We start from the raw sequence: 13,412 nt of genomic DNA on the forward strand, positions 1-13,412 counted from the left end.
ATTAAGTGCGGGCGGATGTTGGGCATGCAAGAATGCGAGACCGATGCACTGCAGCGGCCCGTAATTTCGCGGGATTCTTACGAGTTCCGCTTCAATAATTCAGCTTCGGATACCAGTCGGTGCCGCGTCCTTCCGGCGTCATGTCGAGAATGGTCCATAGCGGCATCAGGTCCGGCGCGCCGCGCGGATCCTGTCCGGGATCGGAGGATGCGCCGTTCATCTCGCCGCCCCAGAAATGCCTGATTGTGCCATCTCGCCGCGTGAACACGCTGAAGCCTGCGTCGTCGCCGCCGTCTTTTGTCATGCCGTGATAGTCCCGGCTGAACTCGCCGGAGATATCGGAATACAGCGGCAGATGATGCCAGCCGCGTTCGCGCTTGAAGGCGACCAGCCGCGCGATCGGCGATCGCGCCACGATCGCGAGCGCGACGCGCTGCTGAATATCCGGTACCTCGCCGTCCCAGGCTGACAACAGTGACGTGCACATCGGACACGGCCGCTCGCGCTGCGGACCGTACATGTAGGTGTAGACGACGAGTGAATCCCTGGTCCCGAACAGATCGGCAAACGACGCCTTGCCGTTCTCGCCCTCGAAAGCATAGTTCTTCCTGACCTCGCCGCCCGGCGGCAACGCGCGGCGCTGCTCGGCGACGCGCTCGATGTGGCGGCGAAGCTCGATCTCCTCGGCCAGCAGCGCCTCGCGGGCGCGGCGATATTCGGCGCTCTCGTTGGGAAAGCGCATACCGCTGGCGCGCGCGAGCTCAGTGGCGGGTTTCAGGGGGGAACCGTTCATTGCATGACCTCGCTGTGGATGGACATGAACACAGGACGTTCGAAGAGCAGCGGATCCGACAGGGGGGAGAGATTTCTTACCCTCCCCTGGAGGGGGAGGGTCGGCTCGCATCGCAAGATGCGAGACGGGGTGGGGTGACAGCCTATCAATTCGGGCACTGTTGGGGAGGAGAGACCGTCACCCCACCCCGCCGCTCATTGCATTCGCGTCGACCCTCCCCCTCCAGGGGAGGGTGAAGAGATCGCCCCCGCCCCCTACTCCAGTTCCGGCGGCGGCGAGCGGTCGAGCACGCTGCCCTTGGCGCCCTGGAGCAGGTCGATCCCATAGGTTTCGACGACGAGCGGCCCGCGCATGCGCTTGAGTTCGGCGACTCTCTCGACCCCGGTGAAGTTTTCCGTCTGCCAGGACCGCGCGCCGGGCCGCGCCTCGTCGACGAACAACAGTTTTCCGGACAGTTGCGCGGCAGACGGTTCGGGCATGTTGACCCAGCGAATGCGCTGGGTCGGCTGCACCACGCAAGTCCCCTTCGGCAGATAGAAGGCGAGCCAGCCGGTGGTGCCGTAGTCCGGCGTCAGCACGCAAACAGCACCGGTGCGCAGGCGCAGTGCCTCGATCTCGCCGGCCAGTTCGCGCCAGCCGACGCCGACGCTGCGCACGGTGGCGTCGCGGCGATAGCCGGTAAACACGCCGGTATTGGCCTGCACGATCAGAAACGCAAACAGCGCAACGCCGACCGGCGCGGCCCAGCGCAGGCAGAAATCGGCGAGGCGCTGGCGCCACCCGTCCCACCGCGTGAGGTGAGCGGCCACCGCGGCTGATATCGCCAGCGCCGGATAGACCGGCGCGAACCAGTTGGCCTCGACGCGCGCGTGCAGCGAATGCCAGATGAAATACGCCACGATGGTCCAGAACATGGTGTTGACAAGCATGCGGGCGGCAAACGCGCCGGTGTTGCGCCAGGCCAGGGCGTGAAGCCCCATCGCGCCGAGAATGAATACCAGCGGCGTTGCGAAGGCGACCTGGGTCGGCACCAGTTCGGCGATGAAGGCCGGACGGAAATTCTCTATTCGGGCGCGGCCGAACAACTGCTTGAGGAAGGAGACCCAGTGGTGATCGGCGTTCCAGAGAATGACGGGCGCGAACACCGCCAGCGCCACCAGGCCGCCGAGATAGGGCCAAAGCGAGATCAGCCAGCGCCGCAGTTTTGGTACCGCCACCAGCCAGATCAGAATCGCTAGGCCGAAAAACAGCGCGGTGTATTTCGAGAGCAGCGCGACGCCGACCGCGGCGCCGACCGCGAGCCACCATTCGCCGCGACCGGTCTCCAGCACCTTGGCGAGAAAAAACAGAACGAAGCTGGAGGCCACCAGCAGCGGCGCATCCGGCGTCACGATCAGGGTGCCGACCGCGGCCATCATGGTGACGTTGAGCAGGATGGTGGCGGTGGCCGCCACCCGGACGCCGCCGAACAGGATAGCCGCTGAACGATACACCGCAAAGCTCATCGGCAGCGCCAGCAGGATCGAGACGAGTCGGACGCCGAGTTCGGTGTCGCCTGCGATCATGGTGCCGGCGCGGATCACGAAAGCGACGGCGGGCGGATGATCGTAGTAGCCGCCCGCGAGATGCTTCGACCACATCCAGTAATAGGCTTCGTCGAAGGTCAGCGGCGTCCAGGCGGCGGCGACCAGCCGCAATGCCACCAGCGCCAGCACCGTGAGAACCGTGTTGCGGGCGAGGCGTCCATCGTTCGAACTCATTTTTGGTTCATTGCTTGCGCCAGACGAACAGTCCGGACATCGCGTAATTCCACACCACGCCCATCAGCGCGCCCGCCGCACCGGCCACCCACCAGTTCCACTCCTGATCGTAGACCGAAAACGCGACGCCGACATTGGCGACGAGGCCGACGCCGCAGACCAGATAGAACAGCAACAGGCCGCGCAGGATGGCGAAGCCCTTCAGCCGCTGGTCACGATAGGTGAGAAAATTATTGAGGACGAAATTGGAGGTCATGGCGACCAGCGCGCCGGCCGCCTGCGCCTCGGCGAACGGCACGTTGAGAACTTCATGCGCCACGAACAGCGTCGTCAGGTGCACGACCAACCCGATGGTGCCGACCATCGCGAACAACAAAAAACGCAGCGACACCACGTCGTGGGTCAGCTTCGCCAGCACCAGCCCGAGGAAATCCAGCGCCACCATGGAATCGAGCTTGCTCTCGCCATGCAGCCTGGTGCCGAAGGTGAAGGGAATTTCCTTCACCCGCAATTCGCCGCGCGCGGTGGCGACGATATCGAGCAGGATCTTGAAGCCCTGGGTGGAGAGCTGCGGCGCCAGCGCCTCGAAGCGGTCGCGGCGGATCATGAAGAAGCCGCTCATGGGATCGGCGATCTGGACGCGCAGCACGCGCTTTGCCACTTCGGTGGCCAACTGGCTGGCCCCGGCGCGCTGCTTGTTGAAACTGTCGGCGCTGCCGCCTTCGATATAGCGGCTGCCGACTACGATATCGAATTCACCGCCTTGCAGCAGGGCCAGCATCTTCGGCAGCTGGGTCTCGTCATGCTGCAGGTCGGCGTCGATCACGGCGGCGTAGGGCGCGCTCGCCGCCAGGATGCCCTCGATGCAGGCGCCGGACAGGCCGCGCCGCCCGATCCGCCGGATGCAGCGGACGCGGGTATCCATCCGCGCCAGGCCCCGCACCACATCCCAGGTCCCATCAGGGGAATTGTCGTCGACGAACACGACTTCCCAGGCGATGCCGGCGAACGTCGCCTCCAGCCGCCGGTACAGCGTGGTGACGTTGTCACGTTCGTTGAAAGTGGGGACGATGACCGAAAGCTGAGGTGCCACAGCGGATTGCGGCGGGTTTTCGGTGGCCCCTTGGACGGCTTTATTCATGCCGCCAGCGTATATCCGCAGCGTCGGGGGAAGCCAAGGGAACCCGGCGCGGGGAGCCAAAAATGGGCAGTCGGAGGGGTAAAACGGCCAAAACAGGCCCCAAAATGCCAACGACCACCAACAGAGGGCGCGCGTACATCCGGCGCAGCCTGACTATTGAGTGGTCGTCCCAGCGCCGGAGCTATGAAGCGTCGACGTCGCCGTTAGAAGCAAAATAGGGACGATCAGGCCATTCCGCAAGGGCGCAGATGCCGCACCCGCGAAGCTTACTGCGGCACCTCCCGCACCACCGGCCCCCGGACGGCAGGCGCGGCCGGAACCGCCGCCTTTGGCGCCTCGATCTTTTGCACAGTCGGGGCCGGCTTGCCCCCCTGCCCGATCGGTCCAAACACGACCGCAGCCACCAGAACGATGGCCACGATGATGCCGCCCAGTATTTTCGCGATCGCTTCCGTATCCATCCCGCTTCTTCCCTGGTCGCCCGTTGCGGCCGGCTGATCCGCGCGAGCCGATCGAGCTGTCCCCGCCGCCACCTTAAGCCTGTTTCTTACGCTCCAGAAAGCGCCTCAGCCGTTGATTGATGTCACCGGCGGCGGTCTCCCCCACGGTCGCCCTGTTGTCGCGAAGCCTTTGCACCGCCAGGGCGATCTCGGCAACCGTATGTTCAATGCGCTCAAGCTGCTGTTCGAGCTCGTCAGCCATCGCCCATCCTAGCTTGGCGGCGCGGGCGCACAAGACGGCCGGGTTCCCGATTCTTGATGCCAACACACCAGCGCCGCGCTCGGAACAAGCCGGAAGCGCTATTTCCACGCAACCATGGCTGACTCGCGCCGTTGGTTCGATACAGCAACGGAGATTTCCCCCATGTCCAAACCCAAGCACAACAAGCCAGGCGGCAAGCCCGGCCAGCCGGCCCAGAAGCTCGATCCGGCCCGAAACCAGAAACCGGATCACGCGCCGGCTTTGAGCCTGAAGTCGGCCCGGCCGCCCGAGACCATCACGCCGGTCCCGGCGGCCGCCGCCACACCGCCAGCCGCGGCCTCCCCCGACGCCTTCTCGACCGGCGCCGCGGCACTGGCCGACACCGCTTCGATCGACATGCAAACCATCGCGCTGGCCTATGGCGAATACACCAGAAAATCGTTCGAACAGACCAAGTCGTTCGTCGAAAAGCTCGCCGGCGTCCGCTCCCTCGACCAGGCGATCGAGATCCAGACCGAATTCGCCAAGCAGGCCTACGAGACCTTCGTGATGGATGCGCAGAAGATCCGCGAACTCTATAGCGGCCTTGCCAAACAGACTCTTGAGGGCGCGGTCGCCCAGGTGATCCCGGCCGCGCGCTGAATGTTATGGGGCGTTAATAGAGCGACGGTCTGCCTCGATGCAGGCTGTGTCAAACAAGAGGCTCCGGTTTTTCCGGGGCCTTTTTTTTGCGCGGGTGGCGAGCGTTGTCGCCTGCGCGCCTGTCCTGACGGACCTGTCCTGTTGGCGAGTGACTGACGAACTGGCCAATCGCGATCGGTTTGATTAGGTTTGGCGCGACACATATTCCCTCGCGCCATGAGTACAGCCCGTGACCAAGTCCCCGAAATCAACTTCCAAGAAAGCCGGCAACATCTACATCGGCATCGGCGGCTGGACCTTTGCGCCGTGGCGCGGGGTGTTTTATCCGGAGAAGCTGACGCAGGCGAAGGAGCTGGAATATGCGGCGTCGAAGCTGACGTCGATCGAGATCAACGGCACCTATTACGGCTCGCAGAAGCCGGAGAGCTTTCGCAAATGGGCGCGCGAGGTGCCGGACGGGTTCGTGTTCTCGCTGAAGGGGCCGCGCTTCGCCACCAACCGGCGGGTGCTGGCGGAGGCCGGCGATTCCGTCAAACGGTTTTACGATTCCGGCGTGCTGGAGCTGGGCGACCGGCTCGGTCCGGTGCTGTGGCAATTCGCGCCGACGAAAAAGTTCGACGAAGCCGATTTCGGCAAGTTCCTCGAGCTGCTGCCGCGCAAACTCGAGGGCCGGAGCTTGCGCCATGTGGTCGAGGTGCGGCACGACAGTTTTGTCGCGCCTGACTTCATCGCGCTGCTTCGCCAATTCGAGACGCCCGTGGTGTACGCCGAGCACGGCAAGTATCCGGCGATATCAGACATCACCGGCGATTTCGTCTATGCGCGGCTGCAGAAGGGCAATGACGAGCTGAAGACCTGCTATCCGCCGAAGGCGCTGGACGCCTGGGCGAAGCGGTTGCAGGTCTGGGCCGCCGGCGGCGAGCCGGACGATCTGCCGCGCGCCGACGCGACCAGCGCGAAGAAGGTCCCGCGCGACGTGTTCGCCTATGTGATCCACGAGGGCAAGGTGCGCGCGCCCGCCGGCGCGATGGAGTTGATCGAACGGGTGAAGTGATTGACTCCCTCTCCCCGTTCTTCACGGGGAGAGGGTTGGGGTGAGGGGCTCTCTCCACGGCACCAGACTCGCGGATAGTCCCCCTCACCCGACGCGCTCCGGCGCGCAAGTGCGCTGCCGAGCGCGTCGACCTCTCCCCGCAAGCGGGGCGAGGTGAAGTAATAACTCAATCCAGCTTGATGCCGGCCTCGCGGATCAGTTTGGTCCAGCTCTCGTACTCGGACGCGACGAAGCCGTTGAGCTTGTCGTCCGGGAGATCCCACACTTCGCCGCCGCTCTTCTCGAAGCGCTCCTTCAGGTCGGGCAGCGAGGCGCGGATGTCGCTGCGCAGTCTGGCGATCACCGCCGGCGGGGTTTTGGCCGGCGCGAAGATGCCGAGCCAGGAATCGACGTCGAGCCCGGGCACGCCGGCCTCCGACATCGTCGGCACGTCGGGCGCCAGCGGGCTGCGCTTCGAGGCCAGCACGGCGATGCCCCTCGCCTGCCCCGACTTGACGTAAGGCAGGCCCGCGGCGGCGGAGTCGAAGAACAGATCGATGCGGCCGGCGAGCAGGTCGGTGAAGGCCGGCGGCGAGCCCTTGTAGGGCACCTCCTGCAGCTTGACGCCTGATGCCTTCATGAACGCCGCCGCCACCAGGTGCTGGCCGGTGCCGACACCAGCGGTTGCGACCGTGATCGAGCCGGGATTGGCTTTGGCCGCCGCGATGATGTCCTTCAGGCTCGCCTGCGGCAGATCCTTGCGGCCGACCATCACGTAGCCGAACTTGTAGATCAGCGCGACTGGGACGAAATCCTTCTGCGGGTCGTAGGCCAGTTTGGAATACAGCGCCGAATTGAACGCCATGTTGGAGAGACCGCCACCCACCAGCGTATAGCCGTCGGGATCGCTGGTCGCCGCGGCCTGGGTGCCGACGACGGTGCCGGCGCCGGGCTTGTTCTCGACCACGAAACTCTGGCCGGTGCGTTTGGCGAGCACATCGGCGACCAGCCGCCCGACCAGGTCGTAGCTGCCGCCGGGCCCGATGGGAACGATGATTTTTACCGTTCGATCAGGATACGCGGTCTGCGCCTGCGCCGTTGCCGTACCCAGCGCGAATGCGGTGGCGATCCACGCCAACGAGCGGACAAATCCAGTCATCGTATTGTATTCCCCCCGAAGAAACGGCCATCCAGCGGCTCTTTTTCTGACCTGAGTATGCGACATGCCGCCCCCGGCGGCAACGGATGTCGGGGCTGTTGTCCGCGGCATAACCTCGGCGGTTATGGTCATCCACCCCGCGGTGACGTAGCTTTGATGCGATGAGATCCGGCGCCGGGGCGTTGATATGGCACGCAAGACGACAAAACTCTTCACGATCGGCTACGAGCAGACGCCATCCAAGGCCGTGCTCGACGAACTCGAGCAGGCCGGCGTCAAGCTGCTGGTGGATGTGCGCGCGGTGGCGGCGTCGCGCCGTCCGGGCTTTTCCAAGAACCAGCTGGCCGCCGGGCTCGACGCGCGCGGCATTTCCTACCTGCATCTGCGCGGGCTCGGCACCCCGAAGGATGGCCGCGAGGCCGCGCGCAGCGGCCAGTTCGGCGCGCTGCACAAGATCTACGCCAAACACCTGAAGACACCGCAGGCGCGGGAAGAACTCGACGAACTCTCGGCGCTGGTCAGGCAGGCCGGCCCGGTCTGCATCCTCTGCTACGAGCGCGATCACCGCGAATGCCACCGGCAATGGATCGCCGAGATCATCGAGCAGCGTGACGGGGTGAAGGTGGAAAATCTGGCGGCGAAGCAGGTGTGAGAGGACCGTCCAATTCTCGTCGTCCCGGCCAAGCGAGCGTAGCGAGCGCTGAGCCGGGACCCATACACCGTGTACTGTCGGCGAGAATGCAGGCGTTTGAGACCTTTTGAAAGCATCACCGCCGCGGCGTATGGGTCCCCGCGTTCGCGGGGACGACACCTAGTTCTTCCTCACCACCGGTTCCGATAGTGCGACGCTGCGTCCGAACTCACCCCAACTGCCACACCGTCATCGGCCGGTCGTAGCCCCGGATCGCGACCTCGCCGAGCGATTTGGCATCGCCGCGCTCCTGACCCAGCGCCTCGTGGACGGCGGATGAGATCAGGAACTGGGAATTGAATTCCTTGTTGAGCGCTTCCAGCCGGGCCGCGAAATTCACGGTGTCGCCGATCACGGTGTATTCCTTGCGCCGCGCCGAGCCGATATTGCCGGCGACGACGTCGCCGACGTGAATGCCGATGCCGATGCGCAGCGGCCAGCTCGACTCGCGGTTGACGCGTTCGTTGGCCTCCAGCATTTCGCGGGCCGCCGCGACCGCGTGGCGCGCCGGGTGAGGCGCATCGAGCGGCGCGCCGAACAGCGCCAGAAATCCGTCACCGAGAAACTTGTTCACGATGCCGCCATGGCGATCGAGGATCTCGACCAGCGTCGCGAACGCGCCGTCGAGCCGGTCCACCACCTCCCGTGGCGTGCGGGTGCTGGCGCCGGCGGTGAAACTGCGGAAATCGACGAACATCACCGCGACCCGGCGGATTTCGCTGTCGGTGCTCTTGCCTTCCGCCATCAGCCGCTCGACCACCTGCGGCGAGACGTGCTGGCCGAACAGATTGGTGATGCGGTCGCGCGCGGTCGCCGCCATGATGCTGGCCTCGAACTGGCGGCGCAATTGCATGCCGACCGCGCCGGCCAGCATGCCGCAGACCAGCAGGATCAGGCTGCGCGCGGCGTGATAATACAGGTTGGGCTCGGGATCGATGACCCCGGCGGGATGATAGAACACCGCCATGCAGAACAACTCCACCGCGGCAACGACGCCGGTGAAAGTCGAGAGCCAGAAATCCAGCCGCAACGTCGACAGGATGATGAAGATGAAATAGATCATCGGCGTCACGAAGCCGAGCGCCTCGACTGCCCCCATGCTGTTGATATGCAGTGCCAGCGCGACCGTCGGTATCGAGGTTTCGATCAGCGCGCCGATATATTGCCTGATCACCGGGATGTCGCGATCCAGCGTAAGATGCCGGCTGACGGCCGCGTGGACCCACCATTCGAACAGGATGAACGGCACGATGATGGCATAAAGAAAGGCCGGCCTGAGATTGCCGTGCCAGACCCGGCTCACCGCCTCGGGCGCGAGCAGGTAGACCGCCGCGAGCATGATGCCGAGCAACGCCGTCGTCGCGATCAGCGCCTTGATGCGGATCAACTCGGTGCGCATCATCTCCCGCGTCAGCTCGCGCTGGAAATCAGCCGATACCGCCGCGTCTTGTCCGACCTTCTTTTTGCCCCAGAATCCAGCCATTGCGTTTCCCTGCGCATCCGGGTTCCGTTGCTGACGCACCCCCGGAATAACGCCGACTATATGCCTCAATCCAGCGTACGACGGAAGCGCATCACCGCGATCGCCATCGCCAGCAGCATCAGGGCCAGCAGGGCGACCGCATCATATTGCAAATTCGGCAGCGTCGCGCCCTTCAGCATAATGGCGCGGACGATCCGCAAATAATGCGTCAGCGGCAGGCCCTCGCCGATATATTGCGCCCAGACCGGCATGCCGGCGAACGGAAACATGAAGCCCGACAACAGGATGCTGGGCAGGAAGAACATGATCGACATCTGCATCGCCTGCAGCTGGTTCTGCGCGATGGTGGAAAAGGTGTAGCCGATCGCGAGGTTAGTGGTGATGAACAGCGTCGAGAGCAGCGCCAGCAGGGTCAGGCTGCCGTAGACGGGCACGCCGAACAACAGCACGCCGATGCCGATGATCAGGATGGCCTGGATGAAACCGACCAGCACGTAGGGCAGGATCTTGCCGAGCATCACCTCGACCGGGGTGATCGGCATCGACAGCAGGCTCTCCATGGTGCCGCGTTCGATCTCGCGCGTCACCGACAGCGCCGTGAAGATCAACATGGTCATGGTCAGGATGGTGCCGACGAGGCCGGGCACGATGTTCAGCCGCGACGACGCCGCCGGGTTGTAACGGGCATGGGTGCGGATCTCGAACGGCGGCGACGCGGGGTCGCCGATGTGGAGGTCGTGCTGCAGCGCCGTCTGCACCACGGTGCCCAGCGCCGACATCGCCGAGCCGGCCGCGACCGGATCGGTGGCGTCGGCGGCGACCAATAGCGCCGGACGGTCGCCGCGCCGCACCGCGCGCTCGAAGCCGCGCGGGATTTCCACGCCGAACAGCACCTTGCCCGACAGCAGGAGATCGTCGAATTCCTGGACCGTGTGCACTTCGCGGGTGAAGCGGAAATAGGCGGTGTTCTCCATCGCCTTCAGGATCGAGCGCGCGAGGTCGCTGTCCTCCTGCAGCAATACCGCGGTCGGGAGATTGCGCGGCGTGGTGTTGATGGCAAAGCCGAACAGCAACAGCTGCATGACAGGGATCATCACGATCATCGCGAACGAGACGCGGTCGCGCCGGAGCTGGATGAATTCCTTGACCACCATGGCATAGCTGCGCCGCCAGAATCCGAACGGCGGATCCCTGGCGTCGCGGCTATGGTCTGGGACGACGCTCACTGGAAATTATCCGTCGCGCGGGTCATCAGTTCGATGAAGACGTCTTCCAGTGACGGCTCGCCGTGCTGCCAGCGAACCCCCTCGCGGTCGCGGTATGGCGCGATGGCCGCTTCCATCGCCGCTCGGTCGCGGCCGGAGACATGCAGGGAGGTGCCGAACGGCGCCACCATGTCGATGCCGGGCTTGCCGGCGAGTTCGGTCGCCAGCGCGTTGAGGCCGTCGCCCGACACGGTCCAGGTCGACAGATCCGAGGTGGCGATCACCTCGTCGACGGTGCCGTGCGCCAGCAGATGGCCGTAGGCGATATAGGCGATCTCGTGGCAGCGCTCCGCCTCGTCCATGTAATGGGTGGAGACCAGCACGGTCAGCCCGTCGGCGGCCAGCGCATGGATCTCGTTCCAGAAATCCCGCCGCGCCTTGGGATCGACGCCGGCGGTCGGCTCGTCCAGCAGCAACAGTTGCGGGTTGGGCAGCGTGCAGGCACCGAGCGCGAGGCGCTGCTTCCAGCCGCCGGAGAGATTGCCGGCGAGCTGTTCCTCGCGGCCATTGAGGCCGAGCCGCTTGATCATGTCGCGCGCCGTGCCCCGCGCATCGCGCACGCCGTAGAGCCTCGCGACGAATTCCAGGTTCTCGCGCACCGACAGGTCCTGGTAGAGCGAAAAGCGCTGCGTCATGTAGCCGACCTGGCGCTTGATCTTGTCGGCGTCGCGGCGGATGTCGTAGCCGAGGCAAGTGCCCTCGCCGCTGTCGGGCGTCAGCAGGCCGCAGAGCATGCGGATGGTGGTGGTCTTGCCGCTGCCGTTGGGACCGAGGAAGCCGTAGATGGTGCCGCGTTTGACCTGCATGCTGAGGTCATGCACCACCTCGCGGCCGCCAAAGGATTTCGACAGGCCGTGAACGTCGATCGCGATATCGGCGGCGGGGGCAAGTGCTGGTGCGGCGGTCATCGCTTGTCCGCTACCGGGGTCTTGACGCCTGGAAATACCGAGATCGGCTGGCCGACCCGCAAGGAGTCGGGCCGGTTCGGCCGCGCCTGGATCAGGTAGACCAGCTTGCTGCGCTCCTCCAGGCTGTAGATCACAGGCGGGGTGTATTCGGCCGCGGTGGCGATGAAATAGATCTTTGCCGTGAGATCGGCGGCGCAATTGTCGCAGGTGACGCGGACCTCGTCGCCGACAGCGAGTTTCGGCAGATCCGTCTCCGGCACGAAGAAGCGCAGCTTCATGTTGCCGGGCGGCATGATCGAGAGCACCGGCCGCTGCGCCGGCACCATCTCGCCCTCGCGGAAATAGATCTGCTGGATGATGCCGCCGACCGGGGCAAAGCCGTTGCGCCGCGCCAGCCGCGTCTGCGAGGTATTGACCCGCGCCTCCGCCACCCGCAGCGCCGACACCGCGGCATCGAAATTCGCCTGCGTCCCGGAGCCGGTCCGGCTCAGCGAGGCGGCGCGGTCATAGGTCTGCTGCGCGTTGGCCAGCGTGGCGTTCTGCTGGTTGAGGTCGGCCCGTTGCAGATCGTCATCGACCTCATAAAGCGGCGCGCCCTTCCTGACCTCGTCGCCCTCGCGCACGCTGAGCTTGGTCACGCGGCCGGATTCATCCGGGCTGACAAAGATCATGTCGGCCTCGACCCAGCCCTGATAGCCGGGATTCCTGACTTCCTTGCAGCCGGTCAGCGCGATGGCGAGCGCGAGCATCGCGGCAACAGGCAAATTCATTCGCGACGAAGTCATGTTGTCCTCCGTTCGCCGAAAATCAGATCGAGATGGACGCGAAACATCTCGGTCGCATCCAGCGGCGCATGCCTTGCAAACAGGCTTTGCCAGATCACCGCGATCAGCGCGGGCGCCACCATGAGCTGCGGAAAGCGCGCGAGGTTCCTGTGCTGGATCTCCCCGCGCGCAATGCCGAGTTCGATCAGCGCGCGCATGCCGGCAAGGCCGCGCGACACCACTTCGCGATAGTAGAATTCCGCGATCGCCGGAAAGCGGGGGCCCTCCGCCACGATCAGGCGCACGACGTCGCCGCGCCGCGTGCTCGCCACTTCCCGGATAAAATTGTCGGCAAAGCCCTCGACCATGTCGCGCACCGAACCGCCTGATGGAGGCGGCGCATGGAGCCGGTTGATCATCGGCACCAATGCGGTGCGGATCAGCTCCTCGAACATCGATTCCTTGTCCTTGAAGTGCAGGTAGATGGTGCCCTTGGCGACGCCGGCCCTTCTCGCGACGTCGTCGAGCCGGGTCGCGGTAAATCCGCGCGCGATGAACTCGTCCAGCGCCGCCTCGACAATGGCCGCGCGCCGTTCCGCGGCGCGTTCCGCCCGGTTGGCCGGGGGCTTTGATGCGGTCACTTTCGACGCCTTTGCCGCGGCCCCGCTCGCGACACGGCGGCCACTGGCCGGCTTTGCCGGAATCCTGGTGCTGGAATGTATCCTGCTCATATTTCCCATATGACTGACTGGTCAGTCATTGTCAATTTCGATCGGATCTTTGGCTTTCACGTCCGTGTGACTGGCAGCAGCGTCGGGATAATCGATCAGGTCACGATCCAACAACGCCATTTCGGTTCAATCTCAGACACCACATACACGTCCGCGTTCCCGCGGCACGATCTGCCCGAGGTTTTCATATCGTTCCCCCTCGAACGAGGGAGCAGGGAATGCCGGATGCGCGCTGCACCCGCGGTCTCGTGTGCAAAATTGTGCGAAAAAGGCGCACACGAGCATACAGGGCAGCGGAGAACCTCCGACATTCCCTGCGCAATGGCTTTACGGCTTATCT

14 protein-coding genes are annotated in these 13,412 nt (G+C 64.8%); 3 read left to right on the top strand and 11 right to left on the bottom strand.

The window, feature by feature from the left end:
* Window positions 1-91: 91 nt before the first annotated feature.
* From Q7T45_RS04065 to Q7T45_RS04085, 5 genes are all read right to left on the bottom strand, one after another.
* Window positions 92-793, bottom strand: a complete 702-nt coding sequence (locus Q7T45_RS04065; protein WP_304867914.1) for a DUF899 family protein — start codon at window positions 791-793, stop codon at window positions 92-94.
* Between the two features lie 254 nt (window positions 794-1,047).
* A complete protein-coding gene (locus tag Q7T45_RS04070; protein WP_304867916.1) occupies window positions 1,048-2,553 on the bottom strand; it encodes a glycosyltransferase family 39 protein in 1,506 nt (501 codons plus the stop codon).
* Window positions 2,554-2,560: 7 nt separating this feature from the next.
* The gene (locus Q7T45_RS04075) at window positions 2,561-3,694 is read right to left on the bottom strand and encodes a glycosyltransferase family 2 protein (RefSeq protein ID WP_304867918.1); all 1,134 of its coding nucleotides are present in this window, start codon (window positions 3,692-3,694) and stop codon (window positions 2,561-2,563) included.
* A gap of 266 nt (window positions 3,695-3,960) precedes the next feature.
* Window positions 3,961-4,155 (bottom strand): hypothetical protein, encoded by a 195-nt coding sequence (locus tag Q7T45_RS04080; RefSeq protein ID WP_304867920.1) that lies wholly within the window; start codon window positions 4,153-4,155, stop codon window positions 3,961-3,963.
* A gap of 73 nt (window positions 4,156-4,228) precedes the next feature.
* Entirely contained in the window at window positions 4,229-4,396 is a 168-nt protein-coding gene (locus tag Q7T45_RS04085; protein WP_304867922.1) for a hypothetical protein, read from the bottom strand.
* A gap of 372 nt (window positions 4,397-4,768) precedes the next feature.
* Between Q7T45_RS04085 and Q7T45_RS04090 the strand changes: the two genes are divergently transcribed.
* Window positions 4,769-5,038 (top strand): phasin family protein, encoded by a 270-nt coding sequence (locus tag Q7T45_RS04090; RefSeq protein WP_304867939.1) that lies wholly within the window; start codon window positions 4,769-4,771, stop codon window positions 5,036-5,038.
* A gap of 229 nt (window positions 5,039-5,267) precedes the next feature.
* Window positions 5,268-6,092, top strand: a complete 825-nt coding sequence (locus Q7T45_RS04095; RefSeq protein WP_304867924.1) for a DUF72 domain-containing protein — start codon at window positions 5,268-5,270, stop codon at window positions 6,090-6,092.
* Window positions 6,093-6,258: 166 nt separating this feature from the next.
* Here the strand turns inward: Q7T45_RS04095 and Q7T45_RS04100 are convergent, their stop codons facing one another.
* Window positions 6,259-7,230: a tripartite tricarboxylate transporter substrate binding protein gene (locus tag Q7T45_RS04100; protein ID WP_304867925.1), complete on the bottom strand. Its 972-nt coding sequence runs from the start codon at window positions 7,228-7,230 to the stop codon at window positions 6,259-6,261.
* A gap of 187 nt (window positions 7,231-7,417) precedes the next feature.
* Between Q7T45_RS04100 and Q7T45_RS04105 the strand changes: the two genes are divergently transcribed.
* On the top strand, window positions 7,418-7,882 hold the full coding sequence (locus tag Q7T45_RS04105) for a DUF488 family protein (RefSeq protein ID WP_304867927.1): 465 nt from the start codon (window positions 7,418-7,420) through the stop codon (window positions 7,880-7,882).
* Window positions 7,883-8,090: 208 nt separating this feature from the next.
* Here the strand turns inward: Q7T45_RS04105 and Q7T45_RS04110 are convergent, their stop codons facing one another.
* The 5 genes from Q7T45_RS04110 to Q7T45_RS04130 all read right to left on the bottom strand — a co-directional run bounded on the left by Q7T45_RS04110 (window position 8,091) and on the right by Q7T45_RS04130 (window position 13,072).
* The gene (locus tag Q7T45_RS04110; RefSeq protein ID WP_304867929.1) at window positions 8,091-9,404 is read right to left on the bottom strand and encodes an adenylate/guanylate cyclase domain-containing protein; all 1,314 of its coding nucleotides are present in this window, start codon (window positions 9,402-9,404) and stop codon (window positions 8,091-8,093) included.
* Between the two features lie 65 nt (window positions 9,405-9,469).
* Window positions 9,470-10,558 carry an ABC transporter permease gene (locus Q7T45_RS04115; protein ID WP_370691205.1) on the bottom strand — a complete coding sequence of 363 codons (1,089 nt, stop codon included), beginning with the start codon at window positions 10,556-10,558 and terminating at the stop codon, window positions 9,470-9,472.
* Between the two features lie 68 nt (window positions 10,559-10,626).
* Window positions 10,627-11,577: an ABC transporter ATP-binding protein gene (locus Q7T45_RS04120; RefSeq protein WP_304867934.1), complete on the bottom strand. Its 951-nt coding sequence runs from the start codon at window positions 11,575-11,577 to the stop codon at window positions 10,627-10,629.
* Window positions 11,574-12,362, bottom strand: a complete 789-nt coding sequence (locus Q7T45_RS04125) for an HlyD family secretion protein (protein WP_304867935.1) — start codon at window positions 12,360-12,362, stop codon at window positions 11,574-11,576. The genes Q7T45_RS04120 and Q7T45_RS04125 overlap by 4 nt, the downstream gene beginning before the upstream one ends.
* Complete coding sequence (locus Q7T45_RS04130) at window positions 12,359-13,072, bottom strand: TetR/AcrR family transcriptional regulator (protein ID WP_304867937.1); 714 nt, start codon at window positions 13,070-13,072, stop codon at window positions 12,359-12,361. The genes Q7T45_RS04125 and Q7T45_RS04130 overlap by 4 nt, the downstream gene beginning before the upstream one ends.
* Window positions 13,073-13,412 lie beyond the last annotated feature (340 nt).

The organism is Bradyrhizobium sp., assembly GCF_030646015.1.
In the GTDB taxonomy this organism is placed as follows: domain Bacteria; phylum Pseudomonadota; class Alphaproteobacteria; order Rhizobiales; family Xanthobacteraceae; genus Bradyrhizobium.

What these genes read in the sequence shown, in the direction of transcription:
- Q7T45_RS04065 (WP_304867914.1), bottom strand. Translation starts at nt 793, where the DNA reads ATGAACGGTTCCCCCCTGAAACCCGCCACTGAGCTCGCGCGCGCCAGC.
- Q7T45_RS04070 (WP_304867916.1), bottom strand. Translation starts at nt 2,553, where the DNA reads ATGAGTTCGAACGATGGACGCCTCGCCCGCAACACGGTTCTCACGGTG.
- Q7T45_RS04075 (WP_304867918.1), bottom strand. Translation starts at nt 3,694, where the DNA reads ATGAATAAAGCCGTCCAAGGGGCCACCGAAAACCCGCCGCAATCCGCT.
- Q7T45_RS04080 (WP_304867920.1), bottom strand. Translation starts at nt 4,155, where the DNA reads ATGGATACGGAAGCGATCGCGAAAATACTGGGCGGCATCATCGTGGCC.
- Q7T45_RS04085 (WP_304867922.1), bottom strand. Translation starts at nt 4,396, where the DNA reads ATGGCTGACGAGCTCGAACAGCAGCTTGAGCGCATTGAACATACGGTT.
- Q7T45_RS04100 (WP_304867925.1), bottom strand. Translation starts at nt 7,230, where the DNA reads ATGACTGGATTTGTCCGCTCGTTGGCGTGGATCGCCACCGCATTCGCG.
- Q7T45_RS04105 (WP_304867927.1), top strand. Translation starts at nt 7,418, where the DNA reads ATGGCACGCAAGACGACAAAACTCTTCACGATCGGCTACGAGCAGACG.
- Q7T45_RS04110 (WP_304867929.1), bottom strand. Translation starts at nt 9,404, where the DNA reads ATGGCTGGATTCTGGGGCAAAAAGAAGGTCGGACAAGACGCGGCGGTA.
- Q7T45_RS04115 (WP_370691205.1), bottom strand. Translation starts at nt 10,558, where the DNA reads ATGGTGGTCAAGGAATTCATCCAGCTCCGGCGCGACCGCGTCTCGTTC.
- Q7T45_RS04120 (WP_304867934.1), bottom strand. Translation starts at nt 11,577, where the DNA reads ATGACCGCCGCACCAGCACTTGCCCCCGCCGCCGATATCGCGATCGAC.
- Q7T45_RS04125 (WP_304867935.1), bottom strand. Translation starts at nt 12,362, where the DNA reads ATGACTTCGTCGCGAATGAATTTGCCTGTTGCCGCGATGCTCGCGCTC.
- Q7T45_RS04130 (WP_304867937.1), bottom strand. Translation starts at nt 13,072, where the DNA reads ATGAGCAGGATACATTCCAGCACCAGGATTCCGGCAAAGCCGGCCAGT.